This window comes from Delftia sp. ASV31, assembly GCF_016428765.1.
Taxonomy (GTDB): Bacteria; Pseudomonadota; Gammaproteobacteria; order Burkholderiales; family Burkholderiaceae_C; genus Comamonas; species Comamonas acidovorans.
Window position 1 is genome coordinate 17,873 of sequence record NZ_JAELTK010000020.1, and the last position, 21,337, is coordinate 39,209.

Sequence of the window (21,337 nt, forward strand, 5' to 3'; positions counted from 1 at the left end):
CCTTGGCGCGATAGCTGTGTGACAGCCTTGCCGGTGCCGTATCAGGCGTGCGTGATCCAGCTGCGGTGCTCGTCCGAGTCCAGGTGGTTGAGCGTGTTGAAGGTCTGCAGCATCAGGCGCTTGGGGCTGGTGGTGAACTCGGTCACGGCGCTGTTGCGGATGCGCATGTTCAGCGCAATGGTGACCTCGGGCGAGGTGCCAAGCACATGGCCCACGGCGGTGGAGATGGGGCCGCCGCTGCTGACCAGGAGCACGTTTTCGTCGGCATGCTCGTGGCGCACGCGCTCCAGCACCTGGCGCACGCCGCCAGAGAAATCATCCCAGCTGGGCATGCCTTTGGGGCTGATGGTGCCGGCCATCCACTGGGCCAGGGCATCGCACAGCAGGCGGAAGTGGTGGCGGTACAGCTCGGGCGTGTCGGGCTTGGGCAGGGGCGCCGGATGGATGGCCTGCAGCAGCGCGCCGCTGTCGTATTCATCGAGGCCTGCAAGCGTCTGGGTGCGGTGTTGCTCGGCAGGCAGGCTGCCCAGGCCGTCGGCGATGCCGGCCAGCGTCTGCGCATGGCGGCGCAGCGTGCCCGTGTAGACCGCGTCGAAGCGCAGGCCGCGCTCTCGCCAGTAGGCACCCAGCCTTTGCGACTGCGCCGTGCCGCGCTCGCTGAGCTGGTCGTAGTCTTCGGCACCAAACGAGGCCTGGCCATGGCGCACAAGATAGAGGGTTCCCATGGCGCGGATTGTGGCCAGCGCCGGCGCTGGCGTTTGTCCTGCGGGCGACTGGCTGCCGCCTTGGCGACAGATTCCGACAACCCGGCAGGCCCTACAACAGTACCTGGCCGCTCACGCATTCCACGACATGGCCGCCTATCCACAGCGCGCCCTGCGCGTCCTCGCTGACGTGGACGCGCCCGTCGCGCCCCACGCAGCAGCCCTGGCTGGCGATGTAGGGCGCATGCAGCAGGCCTTCGCCGCGCAGCCACAGGGCCAGGCTGGCGTTGAGGCTGCCGGTGACGGGGTCTTCAGTGACGCCGACGGGGCTGGCGAAGCCGCGCACTTCCAGGCTGGGGGCGGCATCCGCATCGGCCCCGGCCGGGCGCTGGCCCGTGGCAAAGGCGCGGGCCTCGCGGCTGCTGCGGCCGATCAGTGCCGGTGCATCTTGCGCGCTTTCGTACAACGCGCAGGCGCCCACCTTGGTGTTCAGCGCCTTGAGCCTTGCATGGTCGGGCTCCAGCGACAGCACCTGGTCGGGGTGTTCGAAGAGCACGCCCATCCAGCGCGGGCCGTTGTCCAGCCAGGCCGCACGCAGGATCTGGCCGCGTTCTGCGCCCAGCGCGGCCGCCACGTCATCCAGCAGGCCGGGCTCCACGTCGCTGATGTCGGTGGACGGTGCCTGGAAGGCCAGGCGCCCGTCCTGGCGCTCGATGCCGATCAGCCCCTTGGCGCATTCCTGCACGATGCGCTGGGCCTGCTGCGGCACGCCGCCCTGCGCCAGCCAGGCATGGCAGCTGCCCAGCGTGGGATGGCCGGCAAAGGGCAGCTCGCCGCCCGGCGTGAAGATGCGCACGCGGTAGTCGGCGCCTGCAGCTCGGCCCGCCTCGGTGGGAGGCAGCACGAAGGTGGTCTCGGACAGATTGGTCCAGGCCGCGAAGGACTGCATCTGCGCATCGGTCAATCCGGTGGCGTCGAGCACGACGGCCAGCGGATTGCCCAGGTAGGGCCGTGCCGTGAACACATCCACGGTCATGAAGGGGCGCTGGCGGGAGACGTATGCAGGTGTCATGGCAATGGGCAGATGGAAGGGAGGATGGAAAAGCCGACAGCAAGCCGGACTTTGGTTCGACTGCGTGTCGGCTTCCCCCTGGCCCAAGCAGGTAACTGGCCCAAACACCAGGGACGCCGAGCAAGAGCCGCCTCTCGGCGGGGGCGCCTAGCCGAGGGCGTCGTCCCCCTCCCTTGCGAAGCAAGTAGAGAGGGGGAAGCGGCGCTAGCCGCTCAGGGGGTGGTTTACATCGTGGAGCGGATGGCGTCGGCCAGGGCGGCGATGCCCTTGTCGATCTGCTCGGCCGACACGGTCACGTAGGACAGGCGCAGCGTGTTGGCCTGGGGCTCGTCCGCGTAGAACGGCGCGCCGGGCACGAAGGCCGTGCCGCGTTCCACGGCGGCGGGCAGCAGCTTTTGCGCATCCATGCCCTTGGGCAGGCGAACCCACAGGAACATGCCGCCCACGGGACGGGTCCACTGCACGTCCAGGCCGGCCATTTCGCGTTCCAGCGCGGCCAGCATGGCGTCGCGCTGGCGCTTGTACATGGCGCGGATGGTGGGCACATGGCGGTCCAGGAAGCCGTCCTTGATGACCTCGGAGACCACGCGCTGGTTGAAGCCCGGCGTGTGCAGGTCGGCCGCCTGCTTGGCCTGCAGCAGCTTGTTGTAGACGGACTTGGGCGCCACCAGGAAGCCGATGCGCAGGCCCGGGGCCAGCACCTTGGAAAACGAGCCCAGGTAGATCACGCCTTCGGGGTTGCGCGCGGCCAGCGGCAGGGCAGGGGCCTGCTCGAACCACAGGTCGCCGTAGGGGTTGTCCTCGATCAGCGGGATGTTGAGTTCGCGCGCCTTGTCCACCAGGGCCTGGCGGCGTGCCTCGGCCATGGTGCGGCCGGTGGGGTTCTGGAAGTTGGGCAGCACGTAGGCCAGACGGGCCTTGTCGGCGCCGGTGCCGGCCTTGGCGGCGAAGTCCTCGACGAGGATGCCGTCGTCATCGCTGTCCACGCCCACGGGAATCGGTTCCTGCGGTGCAAAGGCCTGCAGCGCGCCCAGGTAGGTGGGCTTTTCGACCAGCATGCGGCTGCCACGGTCCAGGAAGACCTTGCCGATCAGGTCCAGCGCCTGCTGCGAGCCCGTGGTGATCAGCACCTGGTCGGGGTCCACTTCCCAGGGCAGGAAGTCGGCCACGGCCTGGCGCAGGGGGGCGAAGCCCTCGCTGGTGGCGTATTGCAGGGCCGAGGCGCCATCGCGCTGCATCACGGTCTGGCAGGCCTGGGTGAACTCGTCCAGCGGGAAGGCCAGCGGCGAGGGCAGGCCGCCCGCCATGCTGATGATGCCGGGACGGTCGGTGAGCTTGAGGATTTCGCGGATGGCGGAGGGGTTCATCTTGGCAGCACGGTCTGCCAGCGTCCAGGTCGTCATAAAAAAAGCAGTTCCAGGTCTTTGCGGTGCCCGCCATGCGGGCGGGCTGGTATGGATTGCCATGCCGTCGTGGGGCACGGGCCGGCCGCATGTGAAGAGCGGAGTGCGGATAGTGCGCTCGCTCTTGCGCCGGCAATGAGGGTATTTTGTCGCGGGCGTGAAGGGTCTGCGCATCCTCCCTTCAATAGCTGGGCAGGCCAGTACGGCCTTTGCCTGGGCGTGGGTGGAGGACCCTCATGCGGCCACCATCCACATCGCCGTCAGCGCCAGCATGGTCGCCATGGCACGGTTGAACCACAGCAGCCTGCGTCCCTGGGCCAGCCAGTGGCGCAGCAGTGCGCCCACGCAGGCATACAGCAGATTGCTGAAAAAGGCATAGGCGGCCATGACGGGCAGCACCACGGTCAGGCGCTCGGTCAGGTCGTCGCGCCCGGCCAGCCAGCCGGCCACGATGGCCAGGGCCAGCAGCCAGGCCTTGATGTTCACGAATTGCAGTCCCACGCCCTGCCAGAAGCCCACCTGCAGCTGCTGCGGCGATTGCAGCGAAGCCATCTGCGCGCTGCGGCTCAGGCGCCAAGCCATCCACAGCAGGTAGCCGATGCCGGCGGCCTTGACCAGCCACAGCAGCAGCGGCGCCGCGACAATGGCCGCGCCCACGCCGGCCGTGCTCAGCACCAGCAGCACGCACCAGCCCACGGGCACGGCCAGGACGAAGCGCAGCGCCGGGCGCAGGCCGTGGTTGGCGGCCAGGGCCGTGGACAGCGTGGTGTTGGGACCGGGGCTGAAGCTCATGGAAGCGGCGAGCAGCAGCAAGGCGGTGAGTTCGGACGGTGGCATGAGGCGGTGGCCCCGAAGGTCTCCATACAGGCGGCAGGGGCTGTTGGGGAGGAGGGCACGGCAGGCCTTCTCCGCAGCACGAATGCATGAAATATAGGTGCAAGACCTGTACAGTGCCAATACAGTTGGACCCTCAATTGCATGTTCTGTATTGGTGCCTATCCCGATACAGTGACTTTCTGGTGACCCCTTCGCAGCCGTTTCCGTATGACCGTTCCCCTCTCGCGGCTGGCGCCGCAGACCCTGAGCACCCAGCTGGCCGAACGCCTGGGCGAGCGCATCCGCATGCGGCTGCTGCCTGCGGGCGCACGCCTGCCTTCGGTGCGCGAATGCGCGCGCCAGCAGGGCGTGAGCACGCACACGGTGGTGGCCGCCTATGACCTGCTGCAGGCCCAGGGCCTGGTCGAGGCGCGGCCACAAAGCGGCTTCTTCGTGCGCGACTTCGTGCAGGATGCGCCGCTGCTGCAGCCCGAACAGGCCCGTGCGGTCCCCGCCGAGGAGGCCCCTGGCGTGCCCAAAGGCACGCGCATCAATGCCTCCATGCTGGTGCGCGGCATGTTCCACCAGAGCGTGGGCGGCAGGCCGCAGCCCGGGGCGGGCGTGCTGCCGGCCGAGTGGCTGGAGGCCGGCTTCCTGGCGGCGGCCATGCGCAAGGCCTGCTCGGGCAAGTCCCTGCACGACTCCTGCGTGGGCTACGGCGACCCGCTGGGCGACATCGGCCTGCGCGAGGCGCTGTCGCGGCGCCTGGCGCGCCTGGGCATTGCGGCGGCGCCGCAGCACATCATCACCACCATGGGCGCCACCCATGGGCTGGACGTGGTCAGCCGCGCCCTGCTGCAGCCGGGCGACCCGGTGATGGTGGAGGAGCCCGGCTGGGCCGTGGAGTTCGCGCGCCTGGCATCGCTGGGCATGCGCGTGCTGCCCGTGCCGCGCGGCCCCGACGGGCCGGACCTGGCCGTGATGCAGCGCTACTGCGAAAGCTGCGCACCCAAGCTCTACGTCAGCGTGAGCGTGCTGCACAACCCCACCGGCTACAGCCTGTCACCGGCCAGCGCCCACGAGGTGCTGCAGCTGGCGCGGCGATTCGGCTTCTACGTGGTGGAGGACGATACCTATGGCGAGATCGCGCCCGACCACGCCGCGCGCATGACCGTGCTGGACCGCCTCAGCCACAGCATCTATGTGAGCGGCTTCGCCAAACTGCTGGCGCCCAACTGGCGCGTGGGCTACCTGGCGCCCCCGCCGGCCCTGGTGGAGCGCCTGGTGGACACCAAGCTGCTGTCCACGCTCACCACCCCCTCGCTGATGGAGCGCGCCCTGGCCCACTGCATGGACCAGGGCCAGCTGCGCCGCCATGCCGAGCGCCTGCGCCAGCACCTGGCCCAGGCCCGCATGCGCAGCGTGGCACTGGCCCAGCAGGCAGGAGCCCGCTTCGCGGCCGAGCCGGCCGGCATGTTCGGCTGGGTGGACACCGGCGTGGACACCGAAACCCTGGCCCAGCGCCTGCTGGACGCCGGCTACTTCATCGCCCCCGGCGCCATGTTCCACGCCGGCCGCCAGCCCAGCACCTGCATGCGCATCAACTTCGCCACCACGCAGGAACCCGCCTTCTGGCGCATCTTCGAACGCGAAGTCCAGGCCATGCGCGGCAGCGGATAGAAAACGGGAATGGGAGAGAGGAGAGGGGGAGGGGCGGAAGGCGGGGAAGGCTGTATCGACCCGCAAACATAGATCAGACCAGCAGCGCAAAAAACCGACGAGGCCCAAAGCAAGGGACACCGAGCAAGGGCCGCCCCGCCGCGAGGGTGTCGTCCCCCTCCCCCGCGCAGCGGGTAGAGAGGGGGAAGGCGCGCAAGCGCCTCAGGGGGTGCTCCCAGTCAATGCGCCCGCATTTTTGTCCGCAAGCGCGCAATCGCCTGGCTGTGCAGCTGGCACACGCGCGATTCGGTCACGCCGAGCACGGCGGCGATTTCCTTGAGGTTCATGTCGTGCTCGTAGTACATGCCCATGATGTACTGCTCGCGCTCGGGCAGGGCCTTGATGGCTTCGACCAGGGCCACGCGCAGGCGGTGGTCGCGCAGCAGCGCAAAGGGATCGGCGCCGCTGTCGGCCACGTGGCGCTCGAGGAAGTCCTCGCCCTCGTCGCCGCCCGACATGTCCTCCAGATACACCAGCTGCGTGCCGCGCACCTTGCCCAGCAGCGACTGGTAGTCGTCCAGGTCCATGCCCAGTTCGTCGGCGATCTCGGATTCCAGCGGCGTGCGCCCCAGGCGCTGCTCCAGGCGGTGCAGCGCGTGCTCGATGTCCTTTTGGCTCTTGCGCGAGCTGCGGCTCATCCAGTCGCCTTCGCGCAGCTCATCGAGCATGGCGCCACGGATGCGCTGGCTGGCGAAGGTCTCGAATTGCACGCCCTGCTCGCTCTCGAAGCGGGACAGGGCTTCGGCCAGGCCGATCATTCCGACCTGTATCAGATCATCAAGCTCCACATTGGGAGGCAGCTTGGCGATCATGTGCAGCGCGATCCGGCGTACCAGAGGTACATGCCGACGGATCAGTGCATCGCGGTCGAGTTGGCCTTTGGCGGTGTACATGGCAGTCAGTGGCTCCAGGCATGGGATGCGGGCAGCGGCGCGAAGCCGGCGGCCAGATCCTGGCCGCCATGTGGCAACACGCTGCCCGCATGGTTGAGCAGTTGCAGCGCCAGGCGCTGCAAGTCCGGTGCATGGTGCAGGCGCACGGGCAGCAGTCCCGGCGCATGGCCCAGGTGGCGCTGCGCGCAGCGCATCAGCGCGTCGATCTGGGATTGCAGCTGTTGCGCATCCTCGGCTTGGCTGCGGGCGCCGGTCTGTCCACGGCGCCAATCGTAGCTGGTCACGCCCAGGTCATCGGCGCTGGGCAGCAGCGGCGCCAGCAGGCAGCGCAGGCCGGCATGCACCGCCAACTGCTTGAGCTGGCGGTAGCAGCCCAGCACGCGGGTGCCTTGTTCGGGCAGCACCATCAGCGGGTGCACGGCCTGGCCGGCCAGGTTGCTGGCCAGCGTGTCGGCATTGGCATACAGCATGACGATGGCGTAGCCGCGCACGTGGCGCTGCAGCCATTGCATGGGCGTCATGCCGGCTTGCCGTGCCTGCAGGGGCAGCAGATCCAGGCCCTGGCGGGCGGGCAGCACGGCCACCGAGCTGTGACGGGGATCGGGGTGCAAGCCGGTACGGGCCTGCCAGGCGCTTTGCTGCAGCAGCTGCGCCAGTCCCGGTGCATCCGGGCACTCGCCCTGGCTGGCGTCCAGCACCAGAACGGGCAGGCCCAGGCGCTGCAGGCTGGCACAGACCGGCCACAGCAGGGATTGTTCGGCCTGGCCCTGCGGGTCGTTGGCCGTGTCGCGCAGCATGGCCAGCACACGCAGGCCCATGGGCGCGGCGGCGCCGGGCTGGCCGTGCAGGCCCAGGCCCTGGTGCAGCTGGGGGAAGGTTTCAAGCATGGTGGATCTCGCCTTCCGTGCTGGGGCTGGACGGGGTGAAGAAGAAGTCCAGGTCCAGTGCCTTGGGGTCGAAGGCCGAGCGGGTGGCGGCGCGCATGGAGGCGGACACCAGTTGCTGCGCATCGGCGCGTTCCCAGTCTTCGGGCACGCGCTGGCCGTTGGTCACACCGCGCAGCTGCATCTGGTGGCGGATCAGCGTGTCCACCGACGGGCCCAGCTTCACGGCCTCGTCCACCTTGGTGAGGATGGCCTGGCTGGAGCCGCGCGCCTTGAAGGCCTGCATCACATCGTCCAGCGCATCGCCCTGGCCGGCCGCGTTCACGGCCAGCAGTTTCTGGATGCCGGGCAGGTCCAGCAGGTCGAGGATCTCGTCCTTGCGCGGATCGCGCGGGGCCACGCCCGTGGTGTCGATCAGCACCAGCTGCTTGTTGGCCAGCAGGCCCAGCAGGTCCTGCAGCGCGGCGCGGTCATGGGCCAGGTGGGCCACCACGCCCAGCATGCGGCCGTAGGAGCGCAACTGGTCGTGGGCGCCGACGCGGTAGGTGTCCAGGGTGATCAGGCCGACGCTGGCGGCGCCGTACTTGGCTGCGCACAGGGCAGCCAGCTTGGCCGTGGTCGTGGTCTTGCCCACGCCGGTGGAGCCCACCAGGGCGAAGACGCCGCCTTGCTCGTACAGCGGGGCCTGGTCGGCGTCGGTGCGCAGATTGCGTTCCAGCACCTGCATCAGCCAGCGCACGGCGTCGCCGGCGGACAGGTCCTGGGGCATGTGCTCGACCAGGGCGCGGGCCAGCACGGGGGAGTAGCCCGCGCGGATCAGCTTGTGCGTGAGGTTGGCGTGGATGGGGTTCTGGCGCGTCTGGCCCAGCCAGGTCAGGGTGTTGAAGCGCTCTTCGATCAGGTCGCGCACGGACTGCAGCTCATCGCGCAGTGCCTGGGAGGCCATGGTCGGTGCGGGCTCGCTGCGCAGGGTCTCGCGCAGCGGCGCTTCGGCGCTGGTGCGCAGCGGGTTGTGGCGGGCCACGGAAGGCGCAGGCTGTGCCTTGAACGGCTGCTGTGCAGCCGTGGGCGCGGCGGCCGGTGCTTCGCGCAGGGCGTCGCCCAGGCTGCGGCGCTGGGCAAAGCTGGGCAGCGGCTCGTCAACGCCGGCCTCGTGGCGGCGGCGCAGCATGCGTTCGCGCACATAGTCCTGGAAGGACAGGGTGCTCATGGCCAGCTGTTCGGTGTCTTCCTGCACGCTTTGGCGCAGGCCGGCCGGCTCGGCACCGTCTGCCGACAGCGAGGCTGCCTGCGAGATGGCCTGCGCAATCGCCGACGACGTTGCCTGGGAAGCACGCGATGGAGCCGCCTGCGCGGCCGGCAGTGCCGTGCGCGGCTGGGTCTGCGCCTGGATCAGCTTGGCCTGCACCTGCGGGCGCAGGCCCGTGGTTTCCTCTGCGGAGCGGCGCTCGATGGCCTGCTGCAGCGGCGTGCTGCTGGCAGCGGCCTTGCTTTGCTCCAGCGTGTCCTCGGCCGTGGCCATGACCTCGACGCCATCGGGCGTGTTGCGGTTGGACAGGATCAGGGTGCCCGCTCCGAAAGCCATGCGCGCCTTGGCCAGGGCCTCGCGGGAGGTGGGGGCGTAGAAGCGTTTGATGTTCATGCGGATGCACCTTTAAGAATCGAGCCGATGCGGATGGTGTGCGTTTCGGGGATCTCGCTGTGGGCGAGAACCTGCAGACGCGGCGCCACGCGGCGCACCAGGCGGGCAATGGAATTGCGGATGGAATCGGGAACCAGCAGGCAGGCAGGCAGGCCCAGCTCTTCTTGCTGGTTGGCCATGTCGGCCGCCTTCTGGGTGAGGATCTCGGCCACGCCGGGATCCAGTGAGGGGGAGCCGGGGTTGGACAGGGCCTGCACCAGCAGGCGTTCGAGTCCGGGCTCGATGGCGATGACGTTCAGCTCGCGGGTCGGGCCGTAGATCTGCTGGACGATGGACGGCGACAGCGCAATGCGCACGCGGCGGGCCAGCTCGACAGGGTCCTGCGTGGTCGAGGAGTGCTCGGCCAGCGTCTCGATGATGGTGCGGATGTCACGCACGTGCACCGAGTCTTCCAGCAGCAGCTGGAGCACTTTCTGGAACGTCGTGATGGACACCATTTTCGGAATGACTTCTTCGATCAGCTTGGGAGCCAGTTTGGCCACATGCTCCACCAACTGCTGCGTCTCGGTACGGCTGATCAGCTTGGCGGCATGCACTTGCATCAAGTGTGACAAATGGGTGGCCATCACGGTTTCCGAATCAACCACGGTAAAGCCTGCCATTTGTGCCGCTTCCTTCTGGCGTTCGTCGATCCAGTGGGCGGGCAGGCCGAAGGCCGGGTCGGTGGTCTGGGTGCCGATCAGCGGGGTGCTGATGCCGCCCGGATTGATGGCCAGGAACATGCCGGGGAAGGCCTCGCCCTCGCCCACCATCACGCCGCGCAGGGTGATGCGGTAGGCGCTGGGCTTGAGCTCCAGGTTGTCGCGCACATGCACGGCCGGGGGCAAAAAGCCCACTTCCTGGGCGAACTTGCGGCGCACGCCCTTGATGCGGGTCAGCAGGTCGCCCTGGCGGCCCTTGTCCACCAGGGTGATCAGGCGGTAGCCCAGCTCCAGGCCGAGCAGGTCCACTGGCTGCAGGTCGTCCCACGTGGCTTCGCCGTCGCTGGGCGCGGCCACGGGTGCGGGCGCCTGGGTCTGCTGGGAGGCGCGTTCCTGCTGGCGGCGCGAGAGCATCCAGGCCAGCCAGCCCAGCAGCGCGCCCGTGCACAGGAACACGACGTGGGGCATGCCCGGAATGACGCCCAGCAGGCCCAGCACGCCGGCCGTGATGCCCAGCACCTTGGGCGACATGAACAGCTGCTGCGCGATCTGCTGGCCCATGTCGGTTTCCTTGCCCACGCGCGAGATCACCATGGCCGCGGCCACCGAGATCAGCAGGCCGGGGATCTGCGCGACCAGCGCATCGCCCACGGCCAGCAGGATGTAGCTGTCGGCGGCCTGGCCGGCCGACAGGCCGTGCTGGATCATGCCGATGGCGAAGCCGCCGATGATGTTGATCACCAGGATCAGAATGCCGGCGACCGCGTCGCCGCGCACGAACTTGCTGGCACCGTCCATGGAGCCGAAGAAATTGGCCTCTTCCTGCACCTCGGCGCGGCGGCGCTTGGCTTCCTTTTCGTCGATCAGGCCGGCGTTCAGGTCGGCGTCCACGGCCATCTGCTTGCCGGGCATGGCGTCCAGGGTGAAGCGGGCCGAGACTTCGGCGATACGCTCGGCACCCTTGGTGATCACCACGAAGTTGATCACCACCAGGATGGCGAACACGATCAGGCCGACGGCGAAGTTGCCGCCGATCAGGAAGTGGCCGAAGGCCTCGATCACCGCGCCGGCCGCGCCCGGGCCTGTGTGGCCCTCCAGCAGCACCACGCGGGTGGAGGCCACGTTCAGCGACAGGCGCATCAGCGTGGTCAGCAGCAGCACCGACGGGAAGGCCGCGAAGTCCAGCGGCCGGATCATGTAGGCCGCCACCATCATCACCATCAGCGCCACGGCGATGTTCAGCGTGAAGAAGGTGTCCAGCAGCCACGGCGGAATGGGCAGCACCATCAGCGCCAGGATGGCCACCACCAGCAGCGGCGCCATCAGGCCCTGAGCGAACTTGGCGTTCTCGCTCGACCACATCGATTGCAGGGATTGGAGCGGATTCGTCGTCATGGAGCAGTACCTTCAGTGGTCGCGGCGGCGCCTGGCGCGCGGCGGCCCTGGTGCGGATCGAGTTCGGCGGGCACGACGGGTTCGCCGAGATCGCCAGGCATGGGGCCTTCGCCGCGCAGCGCGGCCTTCAGGCGGTAGACATAGGCCAGGACCTGGGCCACGGCCGTGTACAGCGCGGCGGGAATGGCCTGGTCCAGGTCGGCGTGCGCGTACAGGGCGCGCGCCAGCATGGGGGATTCGAGCACCGGGATCTTGTGGGCGCCCGCGACTTCGCGGATCTTCAGCGCCACCAGGTCCGTGCCCTTGGAGATGACCTGCGGGGCGGCCATGGTCTTTTCGTCGTAGCGCAGGGCCACGGCATAGTGCGTCGGGTTGGTGACGACGAAGTCGGCGCGCGGCACGGCGTTGACGCTGGCGCGGTCGGCGATCTCGCGCTGCTTCTGGCGGATCTTGCTCTTGATCTGCGGGTTGCCGTCGGATTCCTTGTGCTCCTGCTTGACTTCCTCATGGCTCATCTTCAGGCGCGACTTGAACAGGTAGGCCTGCAGCGGCACGTCGATCACGGCCATCAGGAACACCACCAGCAGCAGCAGGGCCACGCCGCTGGCCAGCCATTGCCCCGTCATGGACAGCGCCATGGCCGAGGGCTGGGAGGAGATGGCGGCGATCTCGGCGAGATGGCCGCTCAGGAACTTCCAGGCCACGAAGGAGAGGATGGCCGTCATCACCACCATCTTCACCACGGTCACCATCTGCTGCTTGGAAAACAGGTTGGTCAGGCCCGACAGCGGATTGAGGCGGTTGAACTGCGGTTGGATGGGCTTGAGGCTCAGGATCCAGCCGCCGGCCAGCATGCCCGACACCAGGGCCGCACCCGTGGTCACGGCGGCAACGACCAGGGAAATCTTCAGGCCCAGGCTGCCCATGGACAGCATGCGCTCCATCATCAGGGCCGGCGTCTTGGCCGTGTGCGCATCGAAGGCCAGCTGCTGGGCCAGTGCCATGCGCAGGTGCTGGATCAGGGGCTCGGCGCCCATCAGCATCATCAGCGCGCCCGTGCCCAGGATGGCCAGGTGCGACAGGTCCCGAGAGCGCGCACCCTGGCCGTCAGAACGCGTTTTCTGCAGTTTGCGTTCGGTGGCGGGAAGGCTTTTGTCTTGGCTGGAGTCCATGGCGCAATGACGGAAGGATTTGCGTCATTGTCGGAACAAGCCAGGCAGGCGAAGCCCCGATAAGCGGGGCTCAAGCGGCGCTTATGTGCTGTCTGCACAAGGGGAGGAGCGGCAGCCGCATGGTGCAAGGGCGCCGCGAAGATGGCAGTCAGCCCCTTGCGCCCAAGCGAAAGAGGCTGCCCTGCAATGAGAGGGGAGGCGCCGGGCGCCTCCCCGGGGTGATCAGAATCCCAGGCTGGCCAGGAGATCGTCCACCTGGGACTGCGAAGTCACCACATCGGGCGTCTTCTCGGGATCGACCACGGGGCCGGCGAGGTGCTCCTTGGGCTTTTCCAGGGGCTCCAGCGCCGTCTGCTGCGGGTTGGGCGAGGTCTGGATGAGCAGCTGCACCAGCTGGTCCTCCAGATCGGCGGCCAGCGAGACCACGCGGGCGATGACCTGGCCCGTGAGATCGTGGAAGTCCTGGGACATCATGATCTCGGTGAGGTGCTCGTCGGCCTGCTGCGTGCCCTGCTCGACTTCCTCCAGGAAGTTCATCACCCGGCCCTTGGCCACGGCCGCCACGGGGTCCTCGACCATCTGTGCCCGCATGGCGCGTACACGCTCGGCCAGCCTGTCCTGCTGGACCTTGGCCAATTCGACGCGGTTCAGAACCTTCTCGGCGGCTTCTCCGGTCAGCCGCGCAATGTAGGAAAGGCGGCTTTGCGCGTCCGGCAGCTCTCCCATGCTGCCGCGCAATCGGTCCGCATAGCCCAGCTCGTTGAGCGAGTCATGCAGCTGGCGCGTGAGAACGCCCACCTTGTAGTGGACGCTGTCGGGGACATCCGGGTTGCTCATGGCGCGTGCCCTACAGGCCCAGCTTTTTGAGGATCAGGTTGACTTTCTCTTCCAGCGTGGCCTTGGTGAAGGGCTTGACGATGTAGCCTGCCGCGCCGCCCTGGGCCGCTGCCACGATGTCCTCCTTGCGTGCCTCGGCCGTCACCATCAGCACGGGAAGGTGCTTGAGTTTGTCGTCCTGCTTGATTTCGGTGAGCAGCTGGAAGCCGTTCATGTTGGGCATGTTGATGTCCGTCACCACGAAATCAAACTTGCTGTTGCGCAGCTTGTGCAGTGCCACGACGCCGTCTTCGGCTTCATCGGCTTCGGGAAAGCCGCTCTCCTTGAGCAGATTGCGCACGATGCGCCGCATGGTGGAGAAGTCGTCAACGATCAAAAAACGCAGGGCATTAGCCACGTGAGGCCCTTTCGGTCGGTAGGTGCTCGGTACTGGTAAGAATCCGCCGCGATGGTAACAATATGAAACCTTCTTGGCGCAATGTGGGAATTTTCCTGCTTTTCGGCAGCATCGGGCGCAAACCTTAATTTGTTACACGATCAGGTGACGCGGGCGCGGACGGGGCAGCTGCAGGCGAGGTGGCGGCGGGCTGCGCAGCGGTCTCGCCGGTTGCGGATTCGGTGGTGGCCGCATTCGCCGTGCCGCCATTGCCGCCGGCCAATGATGGCGGCAAGGCGTTGCGTGTCACAGGGCCGCGGTGGCCCAGCAGGCGCTTTTCAGCCTCCTGCGTGAGCACGGTGATGGTGATGCGCCGGTTCTGCGGGGCACGCGGATCATCGGGCAGCAGCAGGTCGCTGCTGGCCAGGCCGGTGATGCGGGCCAGCTGGTTCAGCGGCATGCCGGCCGCCACCAGCTCGCGGCGCGAGGCGTTGGCACGGTCGGAGGACAGCTCCCAGTTGCTGTAGCCGCGGTCGGCATTGCCGTAAGGGGTGGCATCGGTATGGCCGGACAGGCTGATGCGGTTTTCCGCGCCCGCCAGGGCCGCGCCCACTTCGCGCAGGATGTCGCGCATGTAGGGTTTGACCATGGCGCTGCCGCTGTCGAACATGGGGCGGTTTTGCTCGTCCACGATCTGGATCTGCAGGCCGTCGGGCGTCACGTCGGTGCGGATCTGCGAGCGGAATTCGTTGAGGCGCGCATTGCTGGTGATCATCGCGTCCACCTTGGCCTTGAGCGCCTTGATGCGGTTGGAATCCACCTGGGCCTGGTCAGCGCGGCCTGCATCGACGCTGGTGCGCCGGTTGGAGCTGTCTGCAGCCTCCGAACGCCGCACCTGGCCGTGCACCTTGGCCAGGTCGTTGCCGCCGCCGGGAATCACGCTGGAGCTGTTGCCTGCACCGTCGCCGCCGGCCATCGCCACCTTCAGCGGCGAGGAAAAATACGCAGCAATGCCCTGCAGCTCGCCCTTGGCCGTGGAGCCCAGCAGCCACATCAGCAGGAAGAAGGCCATCATCGCGGTCACGAAGTCGGCATAGGCGATCTTCCAGGCACCGCCGTGGGGTGCATGCGCCGTCTTCTTGACGCGCTTGATGATGATCGGCTGTAACTTTTTCTCTGCCATGGCTTGACGCTGCTGGACGCAGGATTACTTCTTGCCCTTGACGTGGGTTTCCAGCTCAAGGAACCCGGGACGTTCGGTGGAGAACAGCACCTTGCGGCCGAACTCGATGGCCGTGGCGGGGTTGTAGCCCTGCATGCTGGCCAGCAAGGTGGTCTTGATGCACTCCAGTTCCTTGGCAGCATCCTGGGCGCGTTGCTCCACCAGGCCGGCCATGGGCTCCACCAGCGCATAGGCCAGCAAAATGCCCAGGAAGGTACCGACCAGGGCCGAGGCGATCATGCCGCCCAGCACGGAAGGCGGCTGGCCCACCGAGCCCATGGTGTTCACCACGCCCAGCACGGCGGCAATGATCCCGAAGGCGGGCAGGGCGCCGGCCAGGCGGGTCAACGCGTTGACCGGGGCATGCGCTTCGGCGTGATGCGCCTCGATCTCGCTGTCCATCAGCGACTCGATCTCGTGGGAGTTGAGGTTGCCCGACACCATCATGCGCAGGTAGTCGGTCAGGAACTCCACCACATGGTGGTCGGCCAGCAGCTCGGGATACTTGGTGAAGATGGGCGACTCGTTGGGTGCCTCCACATCGCTTTCGATGGACATCAGGCCCTCCTTGCGGGCCTTTTGCAGAATCTCGTACAGCAGCGCCATCAGCTCCATGAAGCGGGCCTTGGTGTAGCGCGAACTCTTCATCACGCCAGGGATGGCCTTGGCCGTGGCCTTGAGCACCTTGGGCTGGTTGCACACGATGAAGGCGCCGATGGCGCCGCCGCCGATGGTCACCATCTCGAAGGGCAGGGCCTTGAGAATGACCTGGACGTTGCCCCCGTGCAGCACATAGGTGCCGAAGATGCAACCGAAGGCGACGATGTATCCGATGATGACAAGCATGGGAGTGGATTCTGTCAGAGGTGTCCCGATGGAAAAGTCGGAACTGGCTTGGAAATGCGCGCTTGTTTTGACACTGGGCCGTGGCGGGGTGGCGGCCATCGACGAACCCATGGCTTGTCAAGCTATCGACCGCAGGCATCAATACTTGAGAGCCCTGAGATGCAGGTGTAAACGCGCCGCTGCGCGCCAAAAGCCCAAAAAGGCCGGCAAATCGGTGCCTGTTTGAGTCTTGCAAGGCGGGCGCTTAATAGCGGATCGCGCGGCGCGCATGCGAGGATAGTCGGCACAGTTTTATTCTTTGTGTCACCGCGCGCACAAGCGTGCGGACCGCGGGCCGACCGTGTGCCGACCGCGGGCCGGCTTGATCCTTCCTCTGCTGCATCGCCATGCCATCTTCACCTCTTGCCAACGCCTTTGCTGCCGCTGCGCAGCCGCCCAGCATCGACAGCGAGCTGACCCGCATCCGCGCCATGGTCGATCGCGCGCAGTTCCTGGAGGCACTGTCGGACCTGGCGCAACTGGTGGCCCGGGACCCGCGCAACTCCAAGGTCTGGCTGCACATCGGCTTTGTCTACGTGCGCATGAGCATCTGGCCACAGGCCATGGAAGCGTTGCAGATGGCCCTGGAGATAGAGCCCCGCATGCCCAACGCCCAGCGCCTGCTGGCGCTGGCCCTGTTCAGCACGGGCCGCAGGCAGGAGGCCTGCGACCTGATCGACGACGCCTGCCGCCACGCCAAGAACGAGAACACGCACTGGATGACGCGGGCCTACATCCACTCGCACACCAGCAGCGATCCGCTCAAGTCCCTGGAAGTGGCGCGCGACTGGGGCCGGCGCTTCGCCGACCCGCTGACCCGCAACGCCAAGCCCTTTCCGCCGCGCGATCGCAACCCGCGCAAAAAGCTCAAGGTCGGCTATGTCACGGCCGACTTCCGCCAGCACTCGGTGGCCTTCTTCATGCGGCCCGTGCTGGAACACCACAACCCGGACAACGTCGAGATCCACGTCTACTCCAGCGGCCGCCCCGACAAGATGACCGAGAAGCTGCGCGCCCTGGTACCGCACTGGCACGATGCGGTCGAGCAGACCGACGACCAGCTCTACGAACAGATCCGCGCCGACGGCATCGATGTGCTGGTGGACCTGTCCGGCTTCACCCTGGGCCACCGCCTGGAAGTCTTCGCCCGCCGCGCCGCACCCGTGCAGGTGACCTGGCTGGGCTATATGCATACGCTGGGGATGAAGGCCATGGATTACCGGTTGGTGGATGGCGCCATTGCTCCGCCCAGCCATGCTCCCCACTATTCGGAAAAGCTCTTCCAGCTGCGCTGCATGGCCAGCTACTCTCCACCCGAGTATTCGCCGCTGTGCGAGGAGCCGCCCCTGCTGCGCAATGGCTATCCCACGCTCATCTCGCTCAACAACTCGGCCAAGCTCACCGACGAGATGCTGGCCGTCTGGGCACGTATCCTGCACGAGCGCCAGGACGCGCGCCTGATCATCATGGTCAAGGAACAGGACCCAGACGCCGCCCAGGCCCACATGCAGCCACGCGTGGAGGCAGCAGGCATGCCGCTGGACCGCGTGTCCGTGCTGCACCAGCAGCCGCTGGAGGGCTTCATGGAACTGGGGCATATCGCCGATGTGGCGCTCGACACCTCACCGGTTTCAGGAGGCACCACGACCTTGCATGCGGTGTGGATGGGGTTGCCGATCGTGACGCTGGACGCAGTCCGCGGCGTGGAGGCATCCACGGCCAGCGCCTTGCGGGGCATAAGATTCGGCGGTGAAATCACCAAGGATGTTGACGGCTATGTGCAGGCCGCGCTGCGCTTCATGGACGATCCGGACCGCCTTGTGCACCACCGGCAGATCAGCCGCAGCAAGCTTGAGGCCAGCATCCTGATGAACTATTCCGAACGTACCGCCGATCTGGAGAAGGCCTATCGTTTCATGTGGCTCAACTGGCTTCAGAGCGATCAGCAGACATTGAACTTGCTTGACGACCTGGATCAGCGTCTGGCTCAGGTGGAAGCCGCAGCATGACCTGCTCCCCTGAAATGGATTGGGTGCCTTTGCTGGTGCCTGACATGCCCGCTCCCCAGCTACTGATGCCGTGGCTGGAGCGCATGCATGCGACGCGCCACTATTCAAACTTCGGCCCACTGGTGCGGGAGCTGGAGTCCGGGTTCGCAAGCCAGTTTGCCTTGCCCGCCGAGGGCATTACCACCGTTGCCAATGCAACGCAGGGGCTCGAACTTGTGCTGCAGGCGCTGGAGCTTGCAGCGGGATCGCATGTCCTGCTGCCCGCCTTCACGTTTGTGGCCACGGCCACTGCAGTGGTGCGCGCAGGCCACGTGCCCGTGCTGGCCGATGTGGATCCGCACAGCTGGCTGCTGACTCCGGAGATCGCACACAAGGCTTGCCGGGAAATGCGCATCGATGCCGTGATGCCGGTGACGACATTCGGGATGCCGCACGACATGACGGCATGGGCACGATTCGAGGCAGACATGGGCATTCCCGTCGTTGTCGATGCCGCCGCAGCCTACGGCAGCCAATGGCTTCATGGGGCTCAGGGCACCCTGGTTTTCAGCCTGCATGCGACAAAGAGTCTGCCAGCCGGAGAGGGCGGACTGGTCGTTTCCACCCGTCCTGGCCTGGCCAGCAAAGTGCGCCAGCTGTCCAATTTCGGTATCAATCTGGATGCCTCGGCGGGCCTGCCGGTGGGCGCGCTGGCCAGTGTCGGCACCAATGCCAAGATGAGCGAATACCACGCAGCCATTGGCCTGGCCTCGCTTGACGTTTGGGAGCAGCATGCGCGGCAGCGAAAGGCGTTGCATGCAGACATGGTGCAGGAGCTGTCGCGGCTGGCAGACAATCGCCTGGTCTGGCAGAAGCCCGGTCCAGGAGGCGAAATGATGGCCCCGACCGTGATTTGCATGCAGCTGCCGGATGAACAGGCACGCATCGCGCTGGAGCAGCAGTGCAGGCAAGCGGGCATCACGACACGGCGCTGGTACCAGCCACTGCTGCAGGACATGCCGGTGCTGCGGCGCGAATGCAGGCTTTTGCACACCCCGCATGCCGAGGAGCTGTCGCGCACCCTGCTGGGCCTGCCATTTTTTCTCGGCATGTCCGCTGCGCAGACGCAGCGTGTGCGGGAGAGCGTCAGGCAGTGGGTGGCCGGTGCGCACTGAACCCGGCCGGGCCGTCTGCAAAGGCGGCGCGCCCTGGGTCATTCATTTACTTGCAGGCAAAGCTTCGTTATGAGAGACGTCTACATCATCAATGCCGGTGGTTTCGGCCGCAACATGGCATCGGTCGCGCGAGCGGATCCCGCATATGGCAAGGAGTGGGTCATCAAGGGGTTCCTGGATGGGCGCCAGGGCCTCAAGCAGGTGCCGGAGCTGCCGATCCTGGGTGATCCGATGACATTCCGCTACGAGCCATCCCAGATCATCGTGTGCGCTCTCGGTGACCCGGGGGCGCGCCGAAAGTATGCGCAGCCCCTGCTGGCGCAGGGCGCGTATTTCATGAACCTCAAACCTTGGCTGTACGCCGCAGACCGCGTGGAAATGGGGATAGGCTGTCTGTTCGAGCACCATGTCTCGATCGGACCCGATACCCGGGTGTGTGACTTTGTCGTTGTGCTGGCCAATACCATCATCGGCTATGACGTGCAGGTGGGCTCGTACACCACGATTGCCAGCTTTGTGTTCATTGGCGGGGGCGCGCAGATCGGTGAGAACGTCACCATCCATCCCCATGCGACCATCCTGCCGGGCATCAAGGTGGGGGACGGTGCGGTCATCGGAGCTGGCAGTGTCGTCATCCGCGACGTGCCACCCGGCATCACGGTCTTCGGGAATCCCGCCAAACCCTTCTCGTTCCGCTAGCCATCCATGTATCCAGGACTTTCACAGCTTGACTACATCGATGACGGCGTCTTTGCGCAGGAGCAATCGCGCATCTTCCGCAAGCTCTGGATCTTTGCCGGGCTGCGCACGCTGCTGGACAAGCCGGACAGTTTTCTGACCCGCCAGATAGGTGGCGTACCCGTTGTCGTCCAGAACTTTGATGGCGCCATCAAGGCCTTTCGCAACCAGTGCGCCCACCGGCAAGCTCCTTTGCAGATGGAGGAATATGGCTGCCGCCGCCTGGTCTGCCGCTACCACGGCTGGAGTTACGACAACACGGGCCACGTTCATGGCCTGCCGGGTGAGCACCGCCTCTACCATTACGGCGATGCACGGCGTGAACAGCTGTGTCTCGATGAGTTCGCTGTCCGTTGCATCGGCAATCTGTTGTTCGTCAACCTCGATGCGGATCCGCTGCCGATAGAGCAGCAGTTCGGACCAGCACTGCTGCAATCCCTTGCCGACAGCAGCGGGCATCTGTGCGGGCAGGCCATCCATTGCGCGATGCCGGCGGCCTACAACTGGAAGCTCAACTTTGAAAATGTCCTGGACTACAACCACGTGCCCTTCGTCCATCCGCAGTCCTTCCGGCCGCTGATGGAAAAAGGCGCGTTGCACGAACTCAGTGTCGCGCTCGAGGCTGACCCGTCGCAGGAGTTCGATCTGCAGGAACTGAGTTTCCTGCGAGAGACCCCACTGAAGCTGCCTCGCAGCGCTTGGCATGGATCGGTGGACCGCTTTGGGGACAAGGATGTCTACTACAACTACTTTCTCTACCCCAACACCAATTTCATCTCGGTCGGGGGCTACTTCTTTCTGATCCAGCAGTTCGACCCCGTGGCGCCAGCGCGCACGGATGTGCGCTTCACTCTTGCCACCGCGCGGCCGCACCAGCGTATGGCGGCGATGCCGGCCATTCTCTGGGAGCACATGAAGATCGAAAAGCGTGTTCTGGACGAAGACAGGGTGATCCTGGAGACACTGCAGCGCGGGCTGCATGCAGCAGGTCCGGTGGCCCGGCATGGCGCCTACGAAGTGCAACTGCACCGAGTGGCCATGGCCTACCGCCAACTCATGGGGCGCTCGCAATGACGCAGGCACCACCTTTCGCAATGGCCCTTATGGGCCACGGCGCCTTGTTCGATGACATTGCCGCCTGTGCGCCGGCACTGGCGGCGGGCGGCACGCTGCGATTGATGCCTTTGTCGCCAGAGGGAGCGGTCGCTGACCAGGCCATGGCACTGCTGGAGGGACAGGATCCTGAGGGGCTGCGCATCTTCACCGCCATCGACGAGCAGGCCCTGAACCATGAGCGCCTGGATGTCTACGCAAGGCTTCGCCTCAGGGGCTTTCGCGCGCTGAGTCTGCGCCATCCTTCGGCAACGGTGGCCGATGGCGTGCGCATCGGGGAAAACTGCTGGATCGGGGCGCGCGCCGTCATCGCCCATGGCGTGCAGATTGGCAACAACACCGTCATCGGCGATGCCGCGCGCATCGAGGCAGGCGCCCGGCTGGGCTCCAACGCATGGGTCGGCCCGGGTGCCAGCATCGGCCGAGGTACCGCGCTGGGCCCGCACAGCGTGGTCGCGAGCGATGTGCACATCGCTGCGGGGCTGCAGATAGGTCGCCACTGTGTCATCGGCATTGCCGGCGCGTACACCCAATCTCTGCCCGATGGCAGTTTCATCGATCCGCTGTTTCCTTCGCCGGTCAGGATCTATGGCGCCGTCTGA

Annotated in this window: 19 protein-coding genes; 6 read left to right on the top strand and 13 right to left on the bottom strand. The window is 66.5% G+C overall.

Features of this window, described 5'->3' with window-relative positions; genetic code table 11:
- Positions 1-41: 41 nt before the first annotated feature.
- The 4 genes from JHD82_RS09605 to JHD82_RS09620 form a co-directional block, all read right to left on the bottom strand.
- Positions 42-725, bottom strand: a complete 684-nt coding sequence (locus tag JHD82_RS09605) for a histidine phosphatase family protein (RefSeq protein WP_199136202.1) — start codon at positions 723-725, stop codon at positions 42-44.
- 91 nt (positions 726-816) lie between these two features.
- Complete coding sequence (locus JHD82_RS09610) at positions 817-1,776, bottom strand: PhzF family phenazine biosynthesis protein (protein ID WP_199136204.1); 960 nt, start codon at positions 1,774-1,776, stop codon at positions 817-819.
- A 224-nt stretch (positions 1,777-2,000) separates the two neighbouring features.
- Entirely contained in the window at positions 2,001-3,179 is a 1,179-nt protein-coding gene (locus JHD82_RS09615) for a PLP-dependent aminotransferase family protein (RefSeq protein WP_034398011.1), read from the bottom strand.
- A 234-nt stretch (positions 3,180-3,413) separates the two neighbouring features.
- Positions 3,414-4,016: a LysE family translocator gene (locus tag JHD82_RS09620; protein WP_034398013.1), complete on the bottom strand. Its 603-nt coding sequence runs from the start codon at positions 4,014-4,016 to the stop codon at positions 3,414-3,416.
- Positions 4,017-4,223: 207 nt separating this feature from the next.
- Between JHD82_RS09620 and JHD82_RS09625 the strand changes: the two genes are divergently transcribed.
- Positions 4,224-5,675: a PLP-dependent aminotransferase family protein gene (locus JHD82_RS09625; protein ID WP_199136206.1), complete on the top strand. Its 1,452-nt coding sequence runs from the start codon at positions 4,224-4,226 to the stop codon at positions 5,673-5,675.
- A gap of 218 nt (positions 5,676-5,893) precedes the next feature.
- Here the strand turns inward: JHD82_RS09625 and JHD82_RS09630 are convergent, their stop codons facing one another.
- From JHD82_RS09630 to motA, 9 genes are all read right to left on the bottom strand, one after another.
- Complete coding sequence (locus JHD82_RS09630; protein WP_012202528.1) at positions 5,894-6,607, bottom strand: RNA polymerase sigma factor FliA; 714 nt, start codon at positions 6,605-6,607, stop codon at positions 5,894-5,896.
- A gap of 5 nt (positions 6,608-6,612) precedes the next feature.
- The gene (locus JHD82_RS09635; protein WP_199136208.1) at positions 6,613-7,494 is read right to left on the bottom strand and encodes a hypothetical protein; all 882 of its coding nucleotides are present in this window, start codon (positions 7,492-7,494) and stop codon (positions 6,613-6,615) included.
- Positions 7,487-9,133 (bottom strand): flagellar biosynthesis protein FlhF, encoded by a 1,647-nt coding sequence (gene flhF / locus JHD82_RS09640; RefSeq protein WP_199136209.1) that lies wholly within the window; start codon positions 9,131-9,133, stop codon positions 7,487-7,489. The genes JHD82_RS09635 and flhF overlap by 8 nt, the downstream gene beginning before the upstream one ends.
- Positions 9,130-11,229 carry a flagellar biosynthesis protein FlhA gene (gene flhA / locus JHD82_RS09645; protein ID WP_012202531.1) on the bottom strand — a complete coding sequence of 700 codons (2,100 nt, stop codon included), beginning with the start codon at positions 11,227-11,229 and terminating at the stop codon, positions 9,130-9,132. The genes flhF and flhA overlap by 4 nt, the downstream gene beginning before the upstream one ends.
- Positions 11,226-12,401, bottom strand: coding sequence for a flagellar biosynthesis protein FlhB (locus JHD82_RS09650; protein ID WP_013800346.1), 1,176 nt, complete (start codon positions 12,399-12,401; stop codon positions 11,226-11,228). The genes flhA and JHD82_RS09650 overlap by 4 nt, the downstream gene beginning before the upstream one ends.
- 222 nt (positions 12,402-12,623) lie before the next feature.
- Entirely contained in the window at positions 12,624-13,238 is a 615-nt protein-coding gene (locus JHD82_RS09655; protein ID WP_012202533.1) for a protein phosphatase CheZ, read from the bottom strand.
- 10 nt (positions 13,239-13,248) lie between these two features.
- Complete coding sequence (gene cheY / locus JHD82_RS09660) at positions 13,249-13,635, bottom strand: chemotaxis response regulator CheY (RefSeq protein ID WP_012202534.1); 387 nt, start codon at positions 13,633-13,635, stop codon at positions 13,249-13,251.
- A 124-nt stretch (positions 13,636-13,759) separates the two neighbouring features.
- Positions 13,760-14,797, bottom strand: coding sequence for a flagellar motor protein MotB (motB, locus tag JHD82_RS09665; RefSeq protein WP_199136211.1), 1,038 nt, complete (start codon positions 14,795-14,797; stop codon positions 13,760-13,762).
- A 24-nt stretch (positions 14,798-14,821) separates the two neighbouring features.
- Complete coding sequence (motA, locus tag JHD82_RS09670; protein ID WP_012202536.1) at positions 14,822-15,682, bottom strand: flagellar motor stator protein MotA; 861 nt, start codon at positions 15,680-15,682, stop codon at positions 14,822-14,824.
- A gap of 386 nt (positions 15,683-16,068) precedes the next feature.
- Here motA and JHD82_RS09675 point away from each other — a divergent pair, with 386 nt between their 5' ends.
- The 5 genes from JHD82_RS09675 to JHD82_RS09695 all read left to right on the top strand — a co-directional run bounded on the left by JHD82_RS09675 (position 16,069) and on the right by JHD82_RS09695 (position 21,337).
- Positions 16,069-17,730 (top strand): glycosyltransferase, encoded by a 1,662-nt coding sequence (locus JHD82_RS09675; protein WP_123695344.1) that lies wholly within the window; start codon positions 16,069-16,071, stop codon positions 17,728-17,730.
- On the top strand, positions 17,727-18,884 hold the full coding sequence (locus JHD82_RS09680; protein ID WP_199136213.1) for a DegT/DnrJ/EryC1/StrS aminotransferase family protein: 1,158 nt from the start codon (positions 17,727-17,729) through the stop codon (positions 18,882-18,884). Before JHD82_RS09675 ends, JHD82_RS09680 begins: the two co-directional genes overlap by 4 nt.
- 69 nt (positions 18,885-18,953) lie before the next feature.
- Complete coding sequence (locus JHD82_RS09685) at positions 18,954-19,583, top strand: acetyltransferase (protein ID WP_197944443.1); 630 nt, start codon at positions 18,954-18,956, stop codon at positions 19,581-19,583.
- 6 nt (positions 19,584-19,589) lie between these two features.
- Positions 19,590-20,696, top strand: coding sequence for an aromatic ring-hydroxylating dioxygenase subunit alpha (locus JHD82_RS09690; RefSeq protein ID WP_199136215.1), 1,107 nt, complete (start codon positions 19,590-19,592; stop codon positions 20,694-20,696).
- Positions 20,697-20,725: 29 nt separating this feature from the next.
- Complete coding sequence (locus JHD82_RS09695; RefSeq protein ID WP_199136217.1) at positions 20,726-21,337, top strand: DapH/DapD/GlmU-related protein; 612 nt, start codon at positions 20,726-20,728, stop codon at positions 21,335-21,337.